This is a genomic window from Massilia paldalensis (assembly GCF_044901715.1).
Classification (GTDB): Bacteria; Pseudomonadota; Gammaproteobacteria; order Burkholderiales; family Burkholderiaceae_D; genus Telluria; species Telluria paldalensis.
Map to the genome: position 1 here is coordinate 467249 of NZ_JBJCIU010000001.1, position 22141 is coordinate 489389.

Sequence of the window (22141 nt, forward strand, 5' to 3'; positions counted from 1 at the left end):
AAACGCTCAGCGATACCGTCCGAGCGGCATCAGCCTTCTTTCTTTTCAGCGGGGGCCGCCGCCATCTGCGGCGCCGGCTCGGGTTTCTTGCACTCGTTGGCCAGCTGGCGGTTCAGCTTCGAATCGAGGAGGATGCCTTTCGACGGGATGCCGATCCAGATCAGGCCGAACTTCGGATTCTCGAAACGCTGGGCGCCGGTGGTGGTGCCGACGCGGTCCAGGCGGTGCAGCCGGTTCTTCCAGCGCAGCGCGATATGGCCATCGTCGTTCACGTTCGTGTAGATCGTGACCTTGTTGTTCAGCTCACAGGAATACTCGGCCACGACGCTATCGGTCACGTCCGGTTCCGGCTCGTCGGCGACGACGGGGGCCGCTTCTTCCTTCTTTTTCTTGCTCTTCTTGTGGGCGTCGGCCTTGGCCTTTTCTTTCAGGACCTTGGTCGCCTTCGGGTGGTCTTCGTGGACGGCGGCGGATGCCGGCGCGCACAGGCCGGCGGCCGCGAGCGCAAGGACGCAGGCGGCGGCGAGGTGGTGGAGGGTGGTGGCCATCAGGTGGATTCCGGTTGATTGACGAGTGCCGCGGCGGCATCGGGCAGCGCCAGGCCGGCCAGTTTCGCGCGCTGCAACACCGTCCAATAATATCGGTAGCTGGCGCGGTCGTGCAAGCGGCCATGCTGGGATATCGGCCCCCAGTCGGCGGCCATCGCGTCCACCAGGATGTGCGTCGCTTCGTTCACTTCCGACATGCGCGGCGTGAACGCCTTCACGATCGGCTTGATCTGGTCCGGATGGATGCTCCACATGCGCGTGAAACCGAACTCTCCGGCCGCGCGGGTGGCGTCGTTGGCGACCACCGCGCTGTCCTTGATATCCGTCGTCACATTATGCGAGGCCACTTTGTCATACGCGTGACATGCCGCCACCATCTCCAGCTTGGCGCGCACCACCAGCGGGTGCGTGAACTGGCCTGGCGTGCGCATGGCGGCCGCGGGAATCGCGCCGTAGTGACTGGAGACGAAATCCATGATGCCGAAGGACAGGCACTCGACCTGGGGCAGGGCGGCGATCTTGAAAGCTTCGTGCAGTGCGCCGTGGGTCTCGATGAGCACGTGCAGCGGCAGGAAGGGCCGTCCGGCCTTCGCCGCCGCGCGGTTCACGATTTCCTGGGCGCGCAGCACGTCTTCCAGGCCGTTCGGCTTGGGCAGCACGACGTAGGCCAGCTGCTGCGCGGCGCCGCCGACGATGATCTCGACGTCCTGCTCGAAGTGCGGGCTGGCGGCATCGTGCAGGCGGGCGCCGATGCGCTTGAAGCGGTTGTCCGCGCCGGCGACGAGGGTGGCCACGAGTTCCGCGTGGGCGCGCTCGCTGCCGGCGCTGGCGCCGTCCTCGCAGTCGAACGTGATGTCGAAGACGGGGCCAAGTTCTTGTTGCAGGGCCATCGATTTGCGCATCAGCTTCTCGCTGCCGGCGTAGTGGTCGCAGGCGGGGAGCAGCAGCGGCTGGCGTTGGCCCTGGAATAAAACCTCGGAAGGATGCATGTCGTGTCTGGGTGAAGATGGATAAGCCGGTGGCGGAACACCGGGGTCAGAGTCCTTTGAAAAGCAACACCGGACTCTGACCCCTCGGCTGCGGCGAACACCGGGGTCGGAGCCCTTTAAAACCAAAACCGGGCTCTGACCCCTACGATCAGCCCAGCAGGTGAGCGACGCCTGCGCGTTCTTCGTTCAGTTCGTTCAGGGTGTTATTGATGCGGTCTTGCGAGAATGCATCGATTTCCAGGCCCTGGACGATCTTGTACTCGCCGTTCTCGGTGGTCACCGGGAAGCCGAACACGACGCCTTCCGGAATGCCGTACGAACCGTCCGACGGCACGCCCATCGTGGTCCACTTGCCGTTGGTGCCCAGCACCCAGTCGCGCACGTGGTCGATGGCGGCGTTGGCGGCCGATGCGGCCGACGAGGCGCCGCGCGCTTCGATGATGGCGGCGCCGCGCTTGCCGACGGTCGGCAGGAAGGTGTTGGCGTTCCATTCCTGGTCGTTGATCAGGTCCTTCAGCGACTGGCCGCCGGCGGTGGCGAAGCGGTAGTCGGCATACATGGTCGGCGAGTGGTTGCCCCAGACGACCATCTTCTCGATCTCGCCCACGGCCTTGCCCGACTTGGCCGCGACTTGCGACAGGGCGCGGTTGTGGTCCAGGCGCAGCATGGCGGTGAAGTTCTTGGCCGGCAGGTTCGGGGCCGACTTCATGGCGATGTAGGCGTTGGTGTTGGCCGGGTTGCCGACCACCAGCACTTTCACGTTGCGCGAAGCGACGGCGTCCAGCGCCTTGCCCTGCACGGTGAAGATCTGGGCGTTGGCTTCCAGCAGGTCCTTGCGCTCCATGCCCGGGCCGCGCGGACGGGCGCCGACCAGCAGGGCGACGTCGGCATCCTTGAAGGCGGTCATCGGGTCGCTGTGGGCGGTCATGCCGGCCAGCAGCGGGAATGCGCAGTCATCGATTTCCATCATGACGCCCTTGAGTGCCTTCTGGGCCTTCTCGTTGTCGATTTCCAGCAGTTGCAGGATGACCGGCTGGTCTTTGCCCAGCATGTCGCCGTTGGCGATGCGGAACAGCAGGGAATAGCCGATCTGGCCGGCCGCGCCGGTGACGGCAACGCGCATTGGGGTTTTAGCCATGATGAATCTCCAAATAGTTGGGATAGAAAACGGAGCGACGCCGAGGATACGCCAGTTTGGCGAAACTGACATCATACCAAAAGGGCAGTCCGGTGGAACGGGGGTGTGACGTAGTCTTCAGGAGTACATCCACGCCCGATCGACCGCGAGTGTAGTCCTGTACAATTCCATCTGTCAATTGATATCATATGTCTTATATAAGACACATAATCTTGCCGCGTTCGCACTGGACGGGGCAGGGGATTTATGAAAAAATCGCGGTCTATGAACCAAGCTCCGTCCAACCCGAACAATCATGGCACCGCTGCAGGCGGGGCCGCAGGCGCAGGCAGCGCCACGGGCGGAGCGACTCCTTCCCAGACGGGCATGTCGCCGACCTTCTCTCCCCTGTACCAGCAGATCAAGGCCCTGATCACCCAGAGCCTGCAGTCGGGCGAGTGGAAGCCGGGCGAACTGATTCCCAGCGAAGTCGAGCTGGCCGCCCGCTACAAGGTGAGCCAGGGTACCGTGCGCAAGGCCATCGACGAGCTGGCCGCCGAGAACCTGGTGGTGCGCCGCCAGGGCAAGGGCACCTTCGTCGCCAGCCACAACGAGGCGCGCGCCCATTTCCGCTTCCTCAAGCTGATGCCGGACGAAGGCGTGCCGCACCAGCCGGGCCACGAATACCTCGAGGTCAAGCGCATCCGCGCGTCCGCCGAGGTGGCCCGCGTGCTCGACCTCAAGTCCGGCGACGCCATCGTCTACATCAAGCGCCTGATGACGTTCGACGGCGCCCCGACCATCCTGGAAGAGCTGTGGCTCCCGGGCCAGCTGTTCAAGGGCCTGACGGCCGAGCGCCTGGCCGAATACAAGGGCCCGATGTACGGCCTGTTCGAATCCGAGTTCGGCACGCGCATGATCCGTGCCTCGGAAAAGATCCGTGCGGTGGCGGCCGATGCGGGCGCCGCCGAGCACCTGAAGGTCCCGGAAGGCACGCCGCTGCTGTGCGTCGACCGGACCTCGTTTACCTATGGCGACAAGGCAGTGGAATTGCGCCGTGGATTGTATTTAACTGCGCAGCATCATTATCAGAACGAATTGTCATGAAGAGGTTTTGCGCTAGGTCTATGCTTGGTGCAGTAATTTGTTGTTGCGATTAGAATGAGTTGGTTTTGGGAAAGCGACGAGGTAGCCCGGTCGGCGCGTTCTCCCCGAGCTCCGGAGCCCCCCGCAATGGAGATTGGAGCAGGTCACAAAATCGGCGAAACTGCGGGTTTGATAACTTTAAGTAACAATGGAGGTGTTCCAAATGTCCGAAGCCGTGAGAGAGGCCCAGAAAAAGGGCCGGCCGGTAATTCGTAACGTCGATTTTGGCGACATTACGTACCGCGGGTACTACAAGCAGCCGCCGTCGGCGATCGTCTCGATCCTGCACCGGGTCAGCGGCGCCGGCCTGTTCCTGTTCCTGCCGTTCCTGCTGTACCTGTTCGAACAGAGCATCCGCTCCGAAATCTCGTTTGCGCATTTCGCCGGCATCGTCAGCCATCCGTTCGCCAAGCTGATCATCCTGGGCCTGTCCTGGGCGTATCTGCACCACTTCACCGCAGGCATCCGCCACCTGTTCATGGACAACCACATTGCCCTTGACAAGGATGATTCGCAGAAGACCGCGCGCTGGGTACTGGTCATCAGCCTGGCCCTGACCGTGCTGGTCGCTCTCAAACTGTTTGGAGTGTTTTAAATCATGGCAACCCCCAAGAACATCGGACAGCGCCGCCTCGTCGTCGGCGCCCACTACGGCATGCGCGACTGGCTGGCCCAGCGCGTGACCGCGATCGTGATGGTGATCTTCACCGTCATCCTGCTGGTCTCCTTCCTGACCGGCCAGAACTTCACCTACGAAGGCTGGGCCGGCCTGTTCGCCCGCCAGTGGTTCAAACTCTTCACCCTGGTCACGTTCTTCGGCCTGTACTACCACGTGTGGGTCGGCATCCGTGACATCTGGATGGACTACATCAAATCGGTCGGCCTGCGCCTGACCCTGCAGATCGCCACGGTGCTCTGGCTGCTCGCCTGCGCCGCCTGGACCGTGCAAATTCTCTGGAGCGTGTAATCGTGGCAGCAATCAAGAACGCAATTCCTACCCGCCACTTCGACGTGGTCATCGTTGGCGCCGGCGGTTCCGGCCTGCGCGCCGCACTGCAGTTGTCCGAAGCCGGCCTGAACGTGGCCGTGCTGTCGAAAGTCTTCCCGACCCGTTCGCACACCGTCGCCGCGCAGGGCGGCATCGGCGCCTCGCTGGGCAATATGAGCGAGGACGATTGGTACTGGCACATGTTCGACACCGTCAAGGGCTCGGACTACCTGGGTGACCAGGACGCCATCGAATTCATGTGCCGAGAAGCACCGAAGGTCGTGTATGAACTCGAACACTTCGGCATGCCGTTCGACCGCAACCCGGATGGCACCATTTACCAGCGTCCGTTCGGCGGCCACACCGCCAACTTCGGCGAGAAGCCCGTGCAGCGCGCCTGCGCCGCCGCCGACCGTACCGGCCACGCACTGCTGCACACGCTGTACCAGCGCAATGTGCGCTCGCGTACCCACTTCTACGTCGAATGGCAGGCGCTGGACCTGGTGCGCAACCAGGACGGCGACGTGCTGGGCGTGATCGCGCTGGAAATGGAAACCGGCGACGTCATGATGCTGCAAGCGAAGACCACCGTGTTCGCCACCGGCGGCGCGGGCCGCATCTTCGCCGCGTCGACCAATGCCTTCATCAACACCGGCGACGGCCTGGGCATGGCGGCACGCGCCGGCCTGCCGCTGCAGGACATGGAGTTCTGGCAGTTCCACCCGACCGGCGTGGCCGGCGCGGGCGTCTTGATCACGGAAGGCGTGCGCGGCGAGGGCGGCATCCTGATCAACTCGAACGGCGAACGCTTCATGGAGCGCTATGCGCCGACCCTGAAGGACCTGGCGCCGCGCGACTTCGTGTCGCGCTCGATGGACCAGGAGATCAAGGAAGGCCGCGGCGTCGGTCCGAACAAGGACCACGTGCTGCTGGACCTGCGCCACATCGGCGCGGACACCATCCGCAAGCGCCTGCCGTCGATTCTCGAGATCGGCCACAAGTTCGCCAACGTCGACGCGACCAAGGAACCGATCCCCGTCGTCCCGACCATCCACTACCAGATGGGCGGCATCCCGACCAACATCCACGGCCAGGTGGTGGCACCGGACGGTACCGGCGGCCAGAAGATCGTCAACGGCCTGTACGCGATCGGCGAATGCTCGTGCGTCTCGGTGCACGGCGCCAACCGCCTGGGCACCAACTCGCTGCTCGACCTGGTGGTGTTCGGCCGCGCGGCCGGCAACCACATCGTCGGCCAGAACCTGAAGGCCCAGGGCAACCGCACGCTGCCGGGCGATTTCGCCGACTACGCGCTGGACCGCCTGAACAAGCTGGAGAACTCGACCGGTGGCGAGAAGGTGCAGGACGTCGCCAACGCGATCCGCGCGACGATGCAGAAGCACTGCGGCGTGTTCCGTACCCAGGCGCTGATGGACGAAGGCGTCCGCGAAATCATGGCCCTGGACGAGCGCCGCAAGCACGTGTCGTTCAAGGACAAGTCGAAGGTGTTCAACACCGCCCGCATCGAAGCGATCGAACTGGACAACCTGATCGAAGTGGCCAAGGCGACCGTCATCTCGGCGGCGGCCCGCAAGGAATCGCGCGGCGCCCACGCCCATAGCGACTTCGAGCACCGCGACGACGAGAACTGGATGAAGCACACCCTGTTCTTCTCGGAAGGCAACCGCCTCGACTACAAGCCGGTCGTGACCAAGCCGCTGACGGTCGACACGTTCAAACCGAAGCCCCGTACGTTCTGATTTTCCAGACCGACGACAGAATTTATGGAGCCGGACCGCGGTCCGCTCCTCACTGATAGGTAAAACATGGCACGCACAGTCCAACTGAAGATCTACCGCTACGATCCGGACAAGGATTCGAAGCCCTATATGCAAGACATCACCGTCGAGCTGAAAGACACCGACAAGATGCTGCTCGACGCCCTGCAGCGCATCAAGGCCGACGTCGACGACTCGCTGGCGCTGCGCCGCTCCTGCCGCGAAGGCGTGTGCGGTTCGGACGCGATGAACATCAACGGCAAGAACGGCCTGGCCTGCACGACGAACCTGAACGAGCTGACCCAGCCGATCGTGCTGCGTCCGCTGCCGGGCCTGCCGGTCGTGCGCGACCTGATCGTCGACATGACCAACTTCTTCAAGCAGTACCACTCGGTCAAGCCGTTCCTGATCAACGACTCGATCCCGCCGGAGAAAGAGCGCCTGCAATCGCCGGAAGAGCGCGAAGAGCTCGACGGCCTGTACGAGTGCATCCTGTGCGCCTGCTGCTCGACCTCGTGCCCGTCGTTCTGGTGGAATCCGGACAAGTTCGTCGGCCCGGCCGGCCTGCTGCAGGCCTATCGCTTCATCGCCGACTCGCGCGACGAAGCGACCAACGCGCGCCTGGACAACCTGGAAGACCCGTACCGCCTGTTCCGCTGCCACTCGATCATGAACTGCACGGACGTGTGCCCGAAGGGCCTGAATCCGAACAAGGCGATCGGCAAGATCAAGGAATTGCTGGTACGCCGGGCAATCTAAGCGGCAAAGCGGTATGCGCCGTTTCCGGCGCATACCGAATATGGCGGGCAGCGCATGCCCGCCAGGCAGACGGCATACCCGCCAGGAGTTGCGTATATTCTGGCGGTATTCCATCGAAAATGTTGCAATAAATACAGTAAAACTACCGTACTGTCGCTAAACGGCAGCCGGAGTATAGTGTTGACCCAACAACGGACTCTAGAGTGATAACGCATCAATCCGACCCCGCCAACCGTGCCCGCCTGCGCTGGCGCGCACGCCGTGGCCTGCTCGAAAACGACCTGATCCTCACGCGCTTCCTCGATGCGCATGAAGAAGAATTGACGGACGACGACGTCGATGCGCTGACCCGGCTGCTGGACCTGGCGGACAATCCGCTGATGGACCTGCTGCTGGCACGCACCGAGCCCGAAGGCGAGGTCGACCGGCCCAACGTGCGGGCGCTGCTTGCGCGCTTGAGGCAAGCGTAAAACGGCTGAAAGCTCGAAGCATTCGATCTTTCAATGGTTCGTTTTAATTTTGTTTTGTAGACCCACCTCCAAGATAAGGAAGTGCCATGAACATCTCTGATACCAAAGCCACCCTGTCGTTCTCGGACGGCAGCCCGTCGGTCGATATGCCGATCTACAAGGGCACCATCGGCCCGGACGTCATCGACATCCGCAAGCTGTACGGCCAGACCGGCAAGTTCACCTACGATCCGGGCTTCATGTCGACGGCGGCGTGCCAGTCGGCCATCACCTACATCGACGGCGACAAGGGCGAGCTGCTGTATCGCGGCTATCCGATCGAGCAGCTGGCCGTCGGCGGCGACTTCCTGGATACCTGCTACCTGCTGCTGAACGGCGAACTGCCGAACGCCGAGCAGAAGGCCGCGTTCACCGAGAACGTGACCAAGCACACGATGATCCACGAGCAGATGCAGTTCTTCTTCCGTGGCTTCCGCCGCGACGCGCACCCGATGGCCGTGCTGGTCGGTACCGTCGGCGCGCTGTCCTCGTTCTACCACGACTCGCTGGACATCAACGATCCGAAGCAGCGCGAGATCTCGGCGATCCGCCTGATCGCCAAGCTGCCGACCCTGGTCGCGATGGCGTACAAGTACAACGTCGGCCAGCCGTTCATGTACCCGCGCAACGACCTGTCGTACAGCGCCAACTTCATGTACATGATGTTCGCCAACCCGTGCGAAGAGTACAAGGTCAACCCGGTGCTGGTGCGCGCGCTGGACCGCATCCTGACCCTGCACGCCGACCACGAGCAGAACGCATCGACCTCGACCGTCCGCCTGGCCGGTTCGTCGGGCGCCAACCCGTTCGCCTGTATCGCCGCCGGCATCGCATGCCTGTGGGGCCCGGCACACGGCGGCGCGAACGAAGCCGCACTGAACATGCTGAAGGAAATCGGCAGCGTCGAGAACATCCCGGCCTTCATCGAGAAGGTCAAGGACAAGAACTCGGGCGTCAAGCTGATGGGCTTCGGTCACCGCGTCTACAAGAACTTCGACCCGCGCGCCAAGCTGATGCGCGAAACCTGCCATGAAGTGCTGGAAGAACTGGGCCTGCACGACGACCCGCTGTTCAAGCTGGCCATGGAACTGGAAAAGATCGCCCTGAACGACGAATACTTCGTGTCGCGCAAGCTGTACCCGAACGTCGACTTCTACTCGGGCATCGTGCAGTCGGCCCTGGGCATCCCGGTCTCGCTGTTCACCGGCATCTTCGCGATGGCCCGTACCGTGGGCTGGATCGCCCAGTGGAACGAGATGATCGCCGATCCGGAACAGAAGATCGGCCGTCCGCGCCAGCTGTTCGTCGGCTCGCCGGCACGCGACGTGCCGGGTAACGACAAGCGTTGATGTCTGGATGCATGGTGGGCACCCTGTGCCCACCGTGTCGGGACGCCCCAACGAAAAGGCCGCCGGAGCGATCCGGCGGCCTTTTCATTTTCGTTGGCGTTGAATTATTGTTGGTAGTACGGCTCGACCGTGCCCTTCAGCTTGATCAGCATGGGCTTGCCCTTGCGGTCCAGCACCTTGCCGGCCGCGACCTTGATCCAGCCTTCGCTGATGCAGTATTCCTCGACGTCGACGCGGTCCTTGCCGTTGAAACGGATGCCGACCGGGTGCTTGAAGACTTCCGCATCGTGGTGCGGGCTCTTCGGGTCGATGGACAGGCGGTCGGGCAGGGGTGGGAGTTGGGTAGTATCGTTCATGGCCGAATTATCCATCATTCCGTGCCGGCACGCGAGTGTGCCGAGCACGATCATGCGTACCGTGTGGACGGGTTCGCACGTTTTGCTTATCCTGAATCCAAGTGTCAACTCAACCTCCGTCCCATGCCGCAGTCACCGGACCATACACAGTCCAACGCCCAGTCCACCCTCCGTTCCAACGTCTACCGGATCCCCCGGCGTTTCAACTGGACGTTCGTGATCGGCGGATTCGCCCTCGTCACCTTCGTGCTGATGGCCTGGCGCCTCGGCGGTAGCGCCTTCGATTCCCACGCCTACCTCGACACCGTGCGCTGGCTGCGCGGCGACCTGCCGCAGTCGGCGCTGCAGGCCCCGTTCTCCTACCGTCTCGCCGTGCCGGCGCTGGCCGCCCTGCTGCCGGGCCAGGCGGGCAACGTGTTCGGCCTGCTGAACTGGCTGTTCGTGGCGGCCACCGCCTGCCTGGCGACGGCCGCCGTGCGGCGCATGGGCTTCGGCACCCAGCGCGCGCTGGCGGCGGGCATGCTCGTCATGCTGTCGCTGCCGGTCGTCTGGTACGCGCCGACGGCGCTCGTCGAGCCGGGTTCCATCTGCATGCGCATGCTGTTCGTGTTCGCCGTGCTCACGGCCAAGCCGCGCCTGGCCCTGGGCGCAGCGCTGGCGGCGACGGCCATCAGCGAGGACAACATCCTGCTTCTCGGCTGGCTCGTGGCCACGCAACGGATCGGCCGCACGCCCGGCAGCGTCGCCCTCGTCGCCGCGCTGGCCTGGCTGGGCATCGTGCGCTGGTGGATCGAGGCCGATGTTCCCGGCACCGGCTGGCTGCCCGATCCCGTGGCCATCGCCGCCCGTCTCGGTGACTGGAAGGGATGGCTGGCGCTGCTCGGCTGCGCCGGCCTCGTCGTGCCGCTGGCGATGGCGGGCCTGCGCCGCGCGCCACCGCGCATCGGCGACCTGAAAGGACTGTTATTGCTGATGCTGGTGCCGGCGCTGCTGGGCGCCGTGTTCGGGCGCCTCGACGGGCGCCTGGTCTGGGAGCTGTATCCCTTCCTGCTGCCGTTCGCCGTGGCCGTCGGCATGCCGCGCGACGTCGAGCGCCAGCCGGACGTGCGCCAGCTCAGGACGGCGCGCCGTGCCTGAGCGGCGGGCGCTGCACGGGCGCCACCTCGTCCATCAGGGCCGCGACCCAGTCGATGAAGGCGCGCAGCCGCGGGCTGACGTGGCGGTGCGGCGCATAGGCGGCGTACAGCGGCATCGGCGCGATGCGCCAGTCGTCGAACAGCCGTAGCAATTCGCCGCGCGCCGCATGGGGCCGCGCCATGTAGTCGGGCAGCCAGAGCACGCCCATCCCCGCCACTCCGGCCGCCAGGTAGGCATTGCCCTCGTCGAGCGACAGCGTGTAGCGGCCCCGGACCGTCACTTCCTCTTCTCCGCGCACCAGCGCCAGCGGCACGTTGCGGCCCGTGCTGGCCCAGCGGAAACCGACGACGCGGTGACGGTCCTCGTCCAGTTCGCGCGGGTGGGCGGGCATGCCGGCCTGCGCAAGGTAGGTGGGCGCCGCGTACACGCCCAGCGTCAGGTCGGCGATGTGGCGCGCCGCCAGCGATCCGTCCCTGAGCGGGCCGCCGCGCAGCACGCAGTCGACGTTCTCGCGGATGACGTCGACGGGGCGGTCGCTCGCGCCCAGGTCGAGCTGGATGTCGGGATACAGCGCATGGAAGCGGGGCAGGGCCGGCACCAGCACCATGCTGGCGAGCGGGCTGGGCACGTCGATGCGCAGGCGGCCGCGCGGGCGCGTGTCGGCGCTCGGCAAGCTCGTCTCGGCGTCGAGCACGTCGGCCAGGATCGCCAGCACGCGCTCGTAATACACGGCGCCGTCGGCCGTCACATTCACCTTGCGCGTCGTGCGGTGCAGCAGCCTCACCCGCAGCTGCGCCTCGAGCTGCTGCACGAGCTGCGTCACGCTGGTCTTGCTCATGCCCAGCGTGAGCGCCGCCCTGGTAAAGCTGCCCGTCTCGACGACACGCGCGAACACGGTCATCGCATCGAATCGGTCCATCGGCTCTCCTCCTCGTGATTATTTGGATTATACGAATAGTGAGGTCGTCAATGGCTGGTTTATCCGCGCATGACAAACGACTACAGTGCTCGCATCCAACCACGAGGAGCAAGTGATGAACAAGCGCGATGTCGTCTTTCCGCCTGGACGCCAGGCACTGTATGAAAAGAACCGTTATTCGCCGGCGATCCGCTCGAACGGCTTCCTGTTCGTGTCCGGCCAGGTGGGCAGCCGCGAAGACGGCTCGCCCGAAGTGGACCTCGAATCCCAGGTCCGGCGCGCATTCGAGAACCTGAACGGCATCCTGGCCAGTGCCGGCTGCGGCTTCGACGACGTCGTCGACGTCACCGTGTTCATCGTCGATCCGGCCTCGAAGTTCGAGACGATCTGGAAGGTCGTCGGCGAGTACTGGGGCGAGGCGCCGCATCCGACGCTGACGGGCATCGGCGTCACCTGGCTGTACGGCTTCGAGTTCGAGATCAAGGTGATCGCCAGGCTGCCGGAAGCGGCCCGCTAGGCCGTCAGGTAGGCGCGCACCAGGCGGCGGAATTCGTCGAGCAGCGGCTGCTCCATGGGTCCGCCCTGCGGCAGCTGGCCGACGCCCTTGAGCAGGTGCAGCAGGGCCGCGGCCATGGGCGGGTATCGCGCGGGGGCAAGGTCGGGCAGGGCGGTCGCCAGCAGCTTGCCCAGGTCGGCCAGCATGGCCTCGCGCAATTGCATGCGGCGCGCTTCCAGGCCGCGCCCGTCGATCAGCGCCAGTGCTACGCTACGTTGCGTGCGCAGCTCCAGCATGAAGTCGACCAGGGCATCGGCCAGTCGTGCCGGCGCCAGCGGCGGCGTGTGCGCCTGCAGCGCGGCCAGCCCCTCGGCCAGGCGTTCGGCAAAGGTGCCCAGCAGCGCGTCGGCCACGCTTTCCTTGGAGGGAAAGAAGCGGTACAGGGAGCCGATGGCGGTACCGGAGCGGGCGGCGATCTCCGTCATCGTGACGGCCTCGTAGCCCTTGTCGAGGAACAGCGCCGTCGCCGCCTGCAGGATCGCGGCGACGCGCGCATGGCCGCGCTCGCGCTTCGGGGCGGTGCCCTGGGCCGCGCCGGGGCCGGTGTCGGATGGCGATGCTGTCATGCCGGCATTATAGGCCGGGCGCGTTGACTTATGCGAGGCCATCCTCTACTATCTTTTGCGAGGATGTCCTCGCAAAACCGCCGGGACACCTGACCTACCTCTATCGGAGCTCCCATGACCCAACTGAATCCCAAGACCACCGCCCTCGTGATGATCGACCTCCAGCATGGCAATGTCGTGCGCGAACTGGCGCCGTATCCGGCCGACCAGGTCGTGGCCAATTCCGTGCGCGTGGCCGAAGCCTGGCGCGCCGCCGGCGCCACCATCGTCTATGTGCGCGTGAGTGTCGGCGAGCTGGCACCGCACGTGGCCGACCGCGCGCTGCCGCGGCTGAAGGTGGTGCCGCCGAACCCGAGCGACCTCGTGCCGGAAGCGCAGGTGCAGCCGGGCGACTTCGTCGTCACCAAGCGCCAGTTCGGCGCCTTCCACGCGACGGAACTGGACCAGATCCTGCGCCGCCGCGGCGTCAAGGACATCATCATGACGGGCATCGCCACCAATATCGGCGTCGAATCGACGGCGCGCGTGGCGCACGACCTGGGCTACGACCTGGTGTTCGTGGAAGATGCGATGACGTCGATCGGCGAGGGCAACCACGAATTCGCCGTGCGCAACGTGTTCCCGCTGCTGGGCCGCGTGCGCACCACCGAGGAAATCGTGGCGGCCGCCGGGCAAGCCTGAGGCCGGGCCGCTCCCTTCAGGAACTGCACTTCAGGAACTGCACTTCAGGGACTGCACTTCCCGCGCACGATGGCCGCGGCCAGGAAGGGGAGCACGAAGATGCCGCCAATATTGATCGGGCCGATCTTCGGCGGCTGGTGCTTCATCGCGTCCGCGTGCCAGCACGAGGGCACCCGGGCTTCCTCCATCTCGCGCCCGAACGCCTCGTAGCGATCGGCGCGCAGGACCGGCCCCGCCTCCTTGCGCGTCGCCGGCGCTTCCGCCAGCGTTTCCCTGACCGCCTCCTTGATGACGTCGCCGGACAGCCGCGCGCGCAGCGAAGGTTGCGCCGGCGACGGCGTCTCGTCGGCCGCGGCGGGGCCGGCCAGTGCCATCATCACCATCGCGCTTGCGAATGCGGGAACGTTCATGTCGTGTGCATGTCGTGACGTCGTTAGCAAAAATGTACACTACGGCTACCCCGTGCGGTAGTTATCGCACGAGCTCGTTACACTTTGTTAACTGATATGCATGTCTCGATATCCCGGAAAGGATCGCCCATGAAGTCGTTCTTCCTCGCCTGCTGCCTGCTGGTGGCTGCCATCTTCCCCGTGGCCGATGCCGCCGCCGCGTCCCAAGCCGATCCGCGCCTGGTCAAGCAGGTCAACGACTTCGTCGACAGCTGGCATGACGATGCCGCGCACGGGCGCCAGGCCTATTTCGACAAGATCGCGGCCGACGGGGTCTATATCGGCACCGACCGCAGCGAATTGTGGAAACGCGATGCGTTCAAGGAATGGGCGAAGGGCTACTTCCAGGACAACAAGCCGGCCTGGACCTTCCGCGCCACGCGCCGCAACGTGTATGCGTCGCCGGACGGCTCGCTGATCTGGTTCGACGAATTGCTGGACACGGAAAACCTCGGCCACTGCATGGCCAGCGGCGTGATCCGCAAGACGGCCAAGGGCTTCGAGATCGTGCACTACCAGCTGTCGATCGCCGTGCCGAACCAGATCGCGAACCAGGTCACGGGCCTCGTCAAGGCGGCCGAGGCCGGTGCGGCCGGCGCAAAATAAGGCGAGGGAGCGTCAGAACAGGGAACCCGTCACCGGTCCCTGTTCCTCCACCTTCTTCGCTTCCTTCGGCGCCGCCCACGTCTTCATCGCCTCCGCCGGGAACGGCCGCAGGAAGCTGCGCGCCGCCTCGGGACTGCGGCATGCGAGCCAGTCCCCGACCTCGTCGGGCGGCAGGATCACCAGCGAACGCTTCTCGTCGCCCGGCTTGTGGAAGCGCCGCATCAGCGGATGCTCGTCGGCGTTGATGGTGATCTGGGTGAAGGAACTGCTGACCTGGCCGTCGGCCTCGGCCCACTGGCGCCACAGGCCGGCCACGTAGAACAGCGCGTCGTCCGCCATGCCGATGCCGAAGCGCTCGGCGCGGCCGCTCTCGTAGTTCGGTTCATAGAAACACTGCATCGGCACGGCGCACAATTGCGCGCGGCGCCAGGCCGGGGCGTAGGAGCGCTTTTCGCCCAGCGATTCGGCGCGCGCATTCATCGTGTCGAACGGTTTGACGCCGGGCGGAATATGGCGGCGCGGGACCATGCCGTAGCTGGCCAGGTCCAGCACGCGCCGGCGGTCCTGGTCCAGGCGCAGGATCGGCGCCTGGTAATCCTTCCAGGTCTCGCCGGGCCAGTCGAGGTCGCGGTAGAGGTCGACGAGGATGCCGAGCACCATGTCGAGCTGCTCGGGCAGCGGGGGACGGTAATTGACGCACATGGGGGCATGATAGCAGCGGCGTGGGCCGGTATGCTAAGGTGGCGCCTTCTTCCACCGACCATGCCGATGCAGTGAGCAATACCTCGTCTTCGCCTCCTTACGTGGGCCGCTTCGCCCCATCGCCCAGCGGCGTCCTGCATGCCGGTTCGCTCGTGGCCGCGCTGGCCAGCTACCTCGACGCGCGCGCCCACCAGGGCACCTGGCTGATCCGCATCGAGGACATCGACGAAGGCCGCAGCGTGGCCGGCGCCGCCGAGGAGATCCTGGCCCAGCTGCACTGGCTCGGCATGCATTCGGACCGCGAGGTCGTGTGGCAGAGCCGGCGCAAGCACCTGTACCAGGCCGCCTACGACAGCCTCGCAAGTCACGCCTATCCGTGCGGCTGCAACCGGCGTGAGATCGCCGATTCGCGCCTGGGCTTCGCACCGGACGGCGCCGCGATCTATCCGGGCACCTGCCGCCACGGGCTGGCGCCGGGCCGCAGCGCGCGCAGCCTGCGCCTGCGCGTTCCCGACAGTGGACAGGACGAGATCGCCTTCACCGACCGCTTCGCCGGTACCGTGCGCCAGCGGCTGTCGAGCGAGTCGGGCGACTTCGTGCTCAAGCGCGCGGACGGCTACTGGGCCTACCAGCTGGCCGTGGTCGTCGACGACGCCGAGCAGGGCGTGACGGACGTGGTGCGCGGCGCCGATCTGCTCGATTCGACGCCGCGCCAGATCTACCTGCAGCGTTTGCTGGGCGTGCCGACGCCGCGTTACCTGCACGTGCCCGTCGTGCGCAATGCCGACGGCGAAAAACTCTCCAAGCAGACCGGTGCCCCGGCCGTGCAGAGCGGCGGCAGCGAGGCCACCGCCGTGGCCGCGCTGGCCACGGCGGCCGGCTTCCTCGGCCTGGGCACCATCGAGGCCGGGTCGCTGGCCGCGTTCTGGCAAGCAGCCGTCCCGGCCTGGGCCAGGCTGCTTGCCGAGCGCGGCGCCACGCTGTTGCCGCCGGCCTAGGCGGCCAGCCCCGGCTCCGGCTGGCGCCGGCGCCGGGTCATCCACAACAGCCCGCCCAGGCCGATGCCCAGCATCGCCCACTCGGCCGGTTCGGGGATCGGCGCGGCCACCACGAAGCCGCGGATTTCGCCGTTCGGATAGGCATCGGTGTGGAAGTTGACATAGGCTTCGTTGGCGTTCATGCCGGCCAGCAGGGCCGCGGCGGCGCTCGCCGCCGTGCCGCCGTTGGCCGCCAGGAAGGCCGGGTCGTAGCTCGCATCGTCGCCCAGGTTGACGGCGGCCGAGTATTCCCCGGCCGAGACGCCGGTCGGGAAGCCGGTGAACGGCACGGCGATCGGGGCCGTGCCGGTGAACGCGTCGGCGGTGCAGCAATGGACATGGGCGCCCGTGGTGCTGCCGAGCAGGTCGCGGAACATCGCGTCGACGAACAACTGGCGGCCCGGGACCTCGAGCGCGACGGTGGCGTAGCCCGGCGAGGCGTTCGGCGGAGCCTCCAGCGCCCCGACCGCGACCGCCTGGTAGGTGCTGCCCCCGCTCTGGGCCAGTGCAGGGGCGGCCACGCTGGACGCGGCCGCCAGTGCAAGGATGGGTAGAACACGTTTCATGGATGCCTCCTGTTGAACATGGTGCTGCGCACCCCGTCCTGGGGTGCCATCCAAACTTAGCACCGGGTGTCCGGCCGGGCTCACACCATACGGCTGAGATAATGCCCGTTGGAGAGTATCACTGAGAAAGGGAGCAGGCAGCGAGGCTGGCCATCGCGGGATGTGCGGCGTCAGGTACGGGGAGGATCCGTCGCCGGCGGCCGCTTGAGCACGGTGATGCTGCCGTCCGGTTCCAGGAACGAGCATTGCATCTCGTGGCGGGCGCAGTCGGCCTGGCGCAGCGATTGCTCGATGTCCAGCTGGCCGACGCGGTTGCGCTTGCAGACCTTGTCGAAGAACACGCCGTCGCGTCCGATGAGGACGGCCTCGCCCTCGAACATCGCTTCCATCTTGCGGCTGTTGGCCGACAGCATGCCGATGCTGGCGTTGAGCGCGATCAGCGTGGCGGCGATGATCAGGCCGCCGGCTACGGAATCGTCGCCACCGGACAGGCCGTTCGACACGGCTTCCGACAACAGCATCACCACCAGCAGGTCGAACGGCGTCAGCTGGCTGACGGTGCGCCGCCCCGACAGGCGCACCATGAGGAGCAGGGCCAGGTAGACCATCGCCCCGCGCACAATAAATTCCCACCAGGGAAGATCCATGTCGAACATAGCCACTCCATGATGTCGGATACGATGCCACCATTGTAAGGACGTCCTGCAGGACTGATTGTTCGCCAGGGAACGCACCGGCTGTCGCATCCCGACGACGTTCCGCGGGCCCTGGCCTGGAGATCCGAGGTGCATGTTGACGTTGGCATGGACGCAATCTATCCTCGGGGCACTTTTTCGACCCCCTTCGCATCCATGACCCGCGTGCATCCATGACCCTGCGTTCGCCTATCCCTTCCGTCATCGGCATCGCTTGCCTGCTCGCCTGTGCCGGCGCGCATGCCGGCCGCCCGATGGTCGTCGACGATGCCACGATCGTCGATCCCGGCGCATGCCAGCTCGAGGCCTGGACCCAGCGCCCGCAAGGGCAGGACGAGTTGTGGGCCGTGCCGGCCTGCCGCGTCGGTGCCTGGGAGCTGGGCCTCGGCCTTGGCCGGATCTGGCCCGATGCGTCAGATGCCTACCACCTGCACGCCCTCCACGCAAAGACCGTGTTCCGCCCCTTGCAGCCGAACGGCTGGGCCGTCGGCCTCACGATCGCCGATCAGTACCGCTTCGGCAGCAGCCTGGCCGGCGATGTCACCGTGCTGGTGCCCTTGACGGTGTCGCTGCTGGACGACCGCGTGCGCGTGCATGCGAATGCCGGCTGGACGCGCTTGCACGCGACGCGGCAAAGCGGCGCGTTGTGGGCCTTGGGGTCGGAATGGGCGGCGGCAGGGCCGCTCACCCTGACGCTGGAAACCTACGGCTTCCAGCGTGGCCACCATTATGCGCAGGCCGGGCTGAGCGTCCAGGCGATCCCGGACCGGCTGGCGCTCGATGCCGGCGTGGGCCAGCGCCTGGGCCACGGCGGCCTCGAACGCTATGCCACGGTCGGACTGACCTGGGCGTTGCCGGGATTGTACTGAGCGGGATTGCGCTGAACGGGACGGCTCACGCGTCGGCGGCGCCGGGATGGCGCGCCAGCCACGCCGCCAGCGCCGCTTCGTAGTTCTCCAGCGCGATCTGGTACATGTCGAACACGCAGTGCACGCAGCCGCTGGCGCAGCAGTCTTCCAGCTGCGGCTCGCGCGGCGGCTGCGGACGGGGATCAACGGGTGGATGCGCGGGTGGATGCGCGGACGGACGCGCGGACGGATCGGGAGCGGACATGACGCCAGCATAGCGCCCGCGCGCCGCCGCGTCGAGCGCCATGCCGCCGTTCAGCGTTGCCGGTCGCCGTCGCGCGGCGGCGGAGGCGGCGGGGGCGGCGGCGAGTCGGGGCCCGGCGCTGCGGGCGGCGGCGGCAAGGCGCGCCCCGCGGGGAGTGCGGGTGGCGGCGGCAAGGCGTGTCCCGCAGGGAGCGCAGGTGGCGCGGGCGGTGATGGCGGTGCTGGCGGTGCCGGGGGCGCCGGCGGGGGCGGTGGTGGCGGGCACTTGTCCTCGCCGCCCTTGCAGTGGACCTTGGCGGGGACGTGATCGGGCGCGGCGGCGGCCGGCAGGGCGTAGCCGGCCAGCGCGGCCAGCAGCGGAACGATCAGAATGGCTTTCATCGGTTCTCCTCGTGTGCGGCCCGCACGATGCGGCAGGCCATGGACACAGCATGCGCGCCGAATGTGGAGAAAAAATGGATTTACGGATCGAAGCGGTAGCCCACGCCGTAAATCGAGCGGATCGGCTCCAGGCCCGGCAGGGCGCCCTCCAGCTTGCGGCGCAGGTTCTTCACGTGGCTGTCGATGGTGCGGTCGGACGCGTCGAGCGGTGCGCCGCCTTCGCGCGCCAGGTCGAGCAGCCGGGCGCGCGAAAACACCTGGCCCGGACGGCGCAGCAGGGCCGCGAGGATGCCGTATTCGGTCGGCGTCAGGTCGAGCGGCCTGCCGTGCGCGAGGATGGCATGCGCCGCCGCGTCGATGGCCAGCGCGGGAGCGGGAGCCTGCGCGGATGCGGGCGGTCCGGCGCGGCGCAGCACGGCCTTGATGCGCGCCATCAGCTCGCGCGGGCTGAACGGCTTGCACAGGTAGTCGTCGGCGCCCGCCTCCAGGCCGAGCAGGCGGTCGATCTCTTCCACGCGCGCCGTCACCATGATGACGGGGACGTCGCCGTCGGCGCGCAGCGCGCGGCACAGCGCCAGGCCGTCCAGGCCGGGAAGCATCAGGTCCAGCACCACCAGGGCCGGCGGGTCGCGCCGCAGCGCGGCGAGCGCCTGCGCGCCGTCGTGGAAGACCTCGGCCGCGTAGCCGGCCGCGCGCGCGTAGTCGGCGACCAGGTCGGCCAGTTCCGGCTCGTCTTCGACGATGGCGATGCGGGAGGACGGAGAAGCGTTCATGCGGATTCCGTGACATGGCGCGCCAGCGGCACGACGATGGTGGCGCGCAGGCCGTGCAGCGGCGAGTGGGAGAACTGCAGGCTCGCGCCCTGCGCATCGAGCAGGCGGCGGCACAGTGCCAGGCCCAGGCCGGCGCCGCCGTGGGCGCGGCTGCGCGAGGCGTCGACGCGGTAGAAACGGTCGGCCAGGTGTTCCAGCGCGCCGTCCGGCACGCCCGGCGCACTGTCGTCCAGGTGCAGCTGCAGGCGCTGGCCGTCGCTGTGCGCATGCAGGCGCACGCGGCCGCCGGGGGCCGTATAGCGCAGGCTGTTCTCGAACAGGTTGTCCAGCACCTGGCGCATGCGGTCGGGATCGGCCAGTACCGTGGCATCCGGCGGCGCCGGGCCCAGGTCCAGCGCCAGGCCCGCCGCGCGCAGGCGTTCGCCGAAGGCGCCGGCGTGGCTGCTGGCCAGCTCCCACAAGTCGAGCGGCGCCAGCTGGCAGTCGAGGGCGCCCACGTCGGCGCGCGCCAGCGCATACAGTTCGTCGATCAGCTTGTTCAGGGCGAGCACCTGGCGCAGCATGGCGTCGATCGTCGCCGGGGTGGCGCTGCGCACGCCGTCCTGCAGCGCCTCCAGCTGGGCGCGCAGCACGGCGAGCGGCGTCCGCAGTTCGTGCGAGGTGTCGGCCACCCACTGGCGCCGCGCGCTTTCCATGCCGCCCAGGCGTTCGGCCAGCGCATTGAAGTGGCGCGCCAGCTCGCCCAGCTCGTCGCTGCGGGCGGCGGGCAGGCGGGTGTCGAAGCGGCCGTCGGCCAGGCGCCCCGCGCCGTCGGCCAGCGCGCGGATCGGACGGCGGAAGTGGCGCGCCAGCAGCGTCGCCGCCAGCGCGCTCGCCAGCACGGCCGCCGCGGCGATGGGCCACAGGCTCTTGCGCAGTTGTTCCAGGAAGGCGATGGCCATCGCATCGCTGGGACGCGCGCCGCGCGCCACGGCCAGGTAGCCCACCGTGCGTCCCGCGACTTGCACGGGGCGGCGCGCCAGGCCGCCCGCCGTGCCGGCCGGCGGCTGGCGGCCGGCCAGCCAGGCGCCGTCGGCATCGAGCAGCGTGATGCGGGCCGGCAGCGGCAGTTCGGACGCGGCCGCCGCCGGCGGAAGCGGCGGGGCCGGTGCCGTTGCGCTACGTGCGACGGGCGGCGGGGGCAGGGGCGGCACGAGGGCGTCGGGAGCGGATGCGGGCGGTTCCGGTGGAGCGGGAGGCGCCGGCGGTGCCGGGGGCGCGGGTGGCATGCGCGTCGCCTCGCGCACGCGCTGCAGGCGCTCCAGTTCGGCGGCGATCCAGCCGCGCCGGTCCCCATCCGGGATGAAGCTCCAGCCGCTTGCGGTCCGGTAGCGCGCCGCCAGCGCGGCCGACAGCTCGTCCAGGCGATCGAGTTCGATAGCGACGGCATAGTCGCCGAAGCCGGCCAGCACGTTCTGGCGCAGCAGCAGCACGGCGCCCGCGGCGACGAGCAGGATCGCCAGCAGGACGGATGCGAACAGACGGAGGCCGATCGAGAATTTCAAGGCGGTAGGCAGGGTTGTAGGCAGGGTTGGACGCGACAGCCCATTCTAGGCCAAGCGTGGCCGGAGGTCACCGTCAGAGCGTCGCCCCTGCGAAGGCAGGGGCCTGGTTTCTGTATTCTGTACATCGGCAAAGCACGCGACATTGGGCCCCCGCCTTCGCAGGGGCGACGGGGTTGTATGTTAGCGCCCGAAGCGGGCCAGCGCCCTTGCCACGGCCGCATGGGCGCCCTGGTCGAGGATGGCATTGTGTCCCGTGATGACGCGCGTGAACGGCCAGCGCAGCACGGCACGGGCGCTGGCGGCGGCCTGGCCGCGGTCGCGCGTCACCAGGCGCACGGTGCGCGGCACGTCGAAGTGGTGGCGCACCCCCGTCACGCGCGCGTACAGCGCCGCCCGCCAGTCCAGCTTGCCGCCCCAGCATTGCAGCAGGTCGGTCGCGATCAGCGTGGCGGACGCCTTGTGGAACCATACGACTTCGTTGACGAAGGGCTGGCCGTGGAACCACACCTGGTCCAGCTCGTCCGCCCACGCGGGTTCGACGGTGTCGCCCAGCGCGCGCATGCCGGCCAGGTCGGGACGCTTGTCGGCCAGTCCCGGCGCGCCGTACAGCGCGGCCTGGGGAAACGCCCGCTGGCAGTGGCCGGCGAACATGTGATGAGCCTTGTTGGGCGCCACGATCCAGGCAACGTCTCCCAGCCGCGCCAGCTGCTCGCGCACGGCAGCGCCGAAGCGGACCGGCGAATGGATCCACAGCTTGCCGCTGGCGAAACGCACGACGGTCATGCGCGAGGTGAGGGGCAGGCCGGCCGTCGTGAGCGGGCACGTCATATGCCAGAGATTGGGTGCGATCTGGATTAGCATGGTGCATTCTATGCAAT

The 22141-nt window shown here is 67.1% G+C and carries 27 protein-coding genes; 13 read left to right on the top strand and 14 right to left on the bottom strand.

What is annotated here, in order from left to right; translation table 11 throughout:
* Positions 1-29: 29 nt before the first annotated feature.
* From ACI1V7_RS02060 to ACI1V7_RS02070, 3 genes are all read right to left on the bottom strand, one after another.
* Positions 30-548, bottom strand: a complete 519-nt coding sequence (locus ACI1V7_RS02060) for a hypothetical protein (RefSeq protein WP_404530118.1) — start codon at positions 546-548, stop codon at positions 30-32.
* Complete coding sequence (locus ACI1V7_RS02065; RefSeq protein WP_404530119.1) at positions 548-1537, bottom strand: HpcH/HpaI aldolase/citrate lyase family protein; 990 nt, start codon at positions 1535-1537, stop codon at positions 548-550. Before ACI1V7_RS02065 ends, ACI1V7_RS02060 begins: the two co-directional genes overlap by 1 nt.
* 148 nt (positions 1538-1685) lie before the next feature.
* Positions 1686-2675 (bottom strand): malate dehydrogenase, encoded by a 990-nt coding sequence (locus tag ACI1V7_RS02070; protein ID WP_404530120.1) that lies wholly within the window; start codon positions 2673-2675, stop codon positions 1686-1688.
* 264 nt (positions 2676-2939) lie between these two features.
* Between ACI1V7_RS02070 and ACI1V7_RS02075 the strand changes: the two genes are divergently transcribed.
* The 7 genes from ACI1V7_RS02075 (at position 2940) to gltA (ending at position 9183) form a co-directional block, all read left to right on the top strand.
* On the top strand, positions 2940-3761 hold the full coding sequence (locus ACI1V7_RS02075) for a GntR family transcriptional regulator (protein ID WP_404530121.1): 822 nt from the start codon (positions 2940-2942) through the stop codon (positions 3759-3761).
* Between the two features lie 202 nt (positions 3762-3963).
* A complete protein-coding gene (gene sdhC / locus ACI1V7_RS02080) occupies positions 3964-4395 on the top strand; it encodes a succinate dehydrogenase, cytochrome b556 subunit (protein WP_290414761.1) in 432 nt (143 codons plus the stop codon).
* A 3-nt stretch (positions 4396-4398) separates the two neighbouring features.
* The gene (sdhD, locus tag ACI1V7_RS02085; RefSeq protein WP_290414760.1) at positions 4399-4767 is read left to right on the top strand and encodes a succinate dehydrogenase, hydrophobic membrane anchor protein; all 369 of its coding nucleotides are present in this window, start codon (positions 4399-4401) and stop codon (positions 4765-4767) included.
* Positions 4768-4769: 2 nt separating this feature from the next.
* The gene (gene sdhA, locus ACI1V7_RS02090) at positions 4770-6548 is read left to right on the top strand and encodes a succinate dehydrogenase flavoprotein subunit (RefSeq protein ID WP_404530122.1); all 1779 of its coding nucleotides are present in this window, start codon (positions 4770-4772) and stop codon (positions 6546-6548) included.
* 66 nt (positions 6549-6614) lie between these two features.
* Positions 6615-7325 carry a succinate dehydrogenase iron-sulfur subunit gene (locus ACI1V7_RS02095; RefSeq protein ID WP_404530123.1) on the top strand — a complete coding sequence of 237 codons (711 nt, stop codon included), beginning with the start codon at positions 6615-6617 and terminating at the stop codon, positions 7323-7325.
* 203 nt (positions 7326-7528) lie between these two features.
* Positions 7529-7795: an FAD assembly factor SdhE gene (locus ACI1V7_RS02100; protein WP_404530124.1), complete on the top strand. Its 267-nt coding sequence runs from the start codon at positions 7529-7531 to the stop codon at positions 7793-7795.
* An 86-nt stretch (positions 7796-7881) separates the two neighbouring features.
* Positions 7882-9183, top strand: coding sequence for a citrate synthase (gene gltA, locus ACI1V7_RS02105; RefSeq protein ID WP_404530125.1), 1302 nt, complete (start codon positions 7882-7884; stop codon positions 9181-9183).
* A 104-nt stretch (positions 9184-9287) separates the two neighbouring features.
* Here gltA and ACI1V7_RS02110 read toward each other — a convergent pair whose 3' ends face one another.
* Entirely contained in the window at positions 9288-9539 is a 252-nt protein-coding gene (locus ACI1V7_RS02110) for a DUF3297 family protein (RefSeq protein WP_314547372.1), read from the bottom strand.
* Positions 9540-9662: 123 nt separating this feature from the next.
* Between ACI1V7_RS02110 and ACI1V7_RS02115 the strand changes: the two genes are divergently transcribed.
* Complete coding sequence (locus ACI1V7_RS02115) at positions 9663-10676, top strand: hypothetical protein (RefSeq protein ID WP_404530126.1); 1014 nt, start codon at positions 9663-9665, stop codon at positions 10674-10676.
* Here the strand turns inward: ACI1V7_RS02115 and ACI1V7_RS02120 are convergent.
* Positions 10654-11595: a LysR family transcriptional regulator gene (locus ACI1V7_RS02120; RefSeq protein WP_404530127.1), complete on the bottom strand. Its 942-nt coding sequence runs from the start codon at positions 11593-11595 to the stop codon at positions 10654-10656. The genes ACI1V7_RS02115 and ACI1V7_RS02120 overlap by 23 nt on opposite strands.
* 115 nt (positions 11596-11710) lie before the next feature.
* Between ACI1V7_RS02120 and ACI1V7_RS02125 the strand changes: the two genes are divergently transcribed.
* A complete protein-coding gene (locus tag ACI1V7_RS02125; protein ID WP_404530128.1) occupies positions 11711-12112 on the top strand; it encodes a RidA family protein in 402 nt (133 codons plus the stop codon).
* Here ACI1V7_RS02125 and ACI1V7_RS02130 read toward each other — a convergent pair.
* Entirely contained in the window at positions 12109-12717 is a 609-nt protein-coding gene (locus ACI1V7_RS02130; RefSeq protein ID WP_404530129.1) for a TetR/AcrR family transcriptional regulator, read from the bottom strand. The two genes, ACI1V7_RS02125 and ACI1V7_RS02130, sit on opposite strands and share 4 nt — an antisense overlap.
* A 114-nt stretch (positions 12718-12831) precedes the next feature.
* Here ACI1V7_RS02130 and ACI1V7_RS02135 point away from each other — a divergent pair, with 114 nt between their 5' ends.
* Positions 12832-13398 (top strand): isochorismatase family protein, encoded by a 567-nt coding sequence (locus ACI1V7_RS02135; protein ID WP_404530130.1) that lies wholly within the window; start codon positions 12832-12834, stop codon positions 13396-13398.
* A 44-nt stretch (positions 13399-13442) separates the two neighbouring features.
* Here the strand turns inward: ACI1V7_RS02135 and ACI1V7_RS02140 are convergent, their stop codons facing one another.
* The gene (locus tag ACI1V7_RS02140; RefSeq protein WP_404530131.1) at positions 13443-13808 is read right to left on the bottom strand and encodes a hypothetical protein; all 366 of its coding nucleotides are present in this window, start codon (positions 13806-13808) and stop codon (positions 13443-13445) included.
* A 129-nt stretch (positions 13809-13937) separates the two neighbouring features.
* On the opposite strand from ACI1V7_RS02140, the gene ACI1V7_RS02145 reads away from it, so the two are divergent.
* Complete coding sequence (locus tag ACI1V7_RS02145; RefSeq protein ID WP_404530132.1) at positions 13938-14453, top strand: nuclear transport factor 2 family protein; 516 nt, start codon at positions 13938-13940, stop codon at positions 14451-14453.
* A gap of 12 nt (positions 14454-14465) precedes the next feature.
* Here the strand turns inward: ACI1V7_RS02145 and ACI1V7_RS02150 are convergent, their stop codons facing one another.
* Entirely contained in the window at positions 14466-15155 is a 690-nt protein-coding gene (locus tag ACI1V7_RS02150; protein WP_404530133.1) for an SOS response-associated peptidase, read from the bottom strand.
* Positions 15156-15193: 38 nt separating this feature from the next.
* On the opposite strand from ACI1V7_RS02150, the gene gluQRS reads away from it, so the two are divergent.
* A complete protein-coding gene (gene gluQRS / locus ACI1V7_RS02155; RefSeq protein ID WP_404530134.1) occupies positions 15194-16153 on the top strand; it encodes a tRNA glutamyl-Q(34) synthetase GluQRS in 960 nt (319 codons plus the stop codon).
* On the opposite strand, the gene ACI1V7_RS02160 is transcribed toward gluQRS, so the two are convergent.
* Together ACI1V7_RS02160 and ACI1V7_RS02165 are read right to left on the bottom strand one after the other, a co-directional pair.
* Positions 16150-16758 (bottom strand): CHRD domain-containing protein, encoded by a 609-nt coding sequence (locus tag ACI1V7_RS02160; RefSeq protein WP_404530135.1) that lies wholly within the window; start codon positions 16756-16758, stop codon positions 16150-16152. The genes gluQRS and ACI1V7_RS02160 overlap by 4 nt on opposite strands.
* A 170-nt stretch (positions 16759-16928) precedes the next feature.
* Positions 16929-17414 carry a DUF421 domain-containing protein gene (locus tag ACI1V7_RS02165; protein WP_404530136.1) on the bottom strand — a complete coding sequence of 162 codons (486 nt, stop codon included), beginning with the start codon at positions 17412-17414 and terminating at the stop codon, positions 16929-16931.
* Positions 17415-17626: 212 nt separating this feature from the next.
* Between ACI1V7_RS02165 and ACI1V7_RS02170 the strand changes: the two genes are divergently transcribed.
* Positions 17627-18322, top strand: coding sequence for a hypothetical protein (locus ACI1V7_RS02170; RefSeq protein WP_404530137.1), 696 nt, complete (start codon positions 17627-17629; stop codon positions 18320-18322).
* A gap of 25 nt (positions 18323-18347) precedes the next feature.
* Here the strand turns inward: ACI1V7_RS02170 and ACI1V7_RS02175 are convergent, their stop codons facing one another.
* The 4 genes from ACI1V7_RS02175 to ACI1V7_RS02190 all read right to left on the bottom strand — a co-directional run bounded on the left by ACI1V7_RS02175 (position 18348) and on the right by ACI1V7_RS02190 (position 22124).
* Positions 18348-18830 (bottom strand): oxidoreductase-like domain-containing protein, encoded by a 483-nt coding sequence (locus ACI1V7_RS02175; RefSeq protein WP_404530138.1) that lies wholly within the window; start codon positions 18828-18830, stop codon positions 18348-18350.
* Positions 18831-19026: 196 nt separating this feature from the next.
* On the bottom strand, positions 19027-19719 hold the full coding sequence (locus tag ACI1V7_RS02180; protein ID WP_404530139.1) for a response regulator: 693 nt from the start codon (positions 19717-19719) through the stop codon (positions 19027-19029).
* A complete protein-coding gene (locus ACI1V7_RS02185; RefSeq protein ID WP_404530140.1) occupies positions 19716-21263 on the bottom strand; it encodes an ATP-binding protein in 1548 nt (515 codons plus the stop codon). Before ACI1V7_RS02185 ends, ACI1V7_RS02180 begins: the two co-directional genes overlap by 4 nt.
* Positions 21264-21443: 180 nt before the next feature.
* Complete coding sequence (locus ACI1V7_RS02190; RefSeq protein ID WP_404530141.1) at positions 21444-22124, bottom strand: DUF4336 domain-containing protein; 681 nt, start codon at positions 22122-22124, stop codon at positions 21444-21446.
* Between the last annotated feature and the right edge of the window lie 17 nt (positions 22125-22141).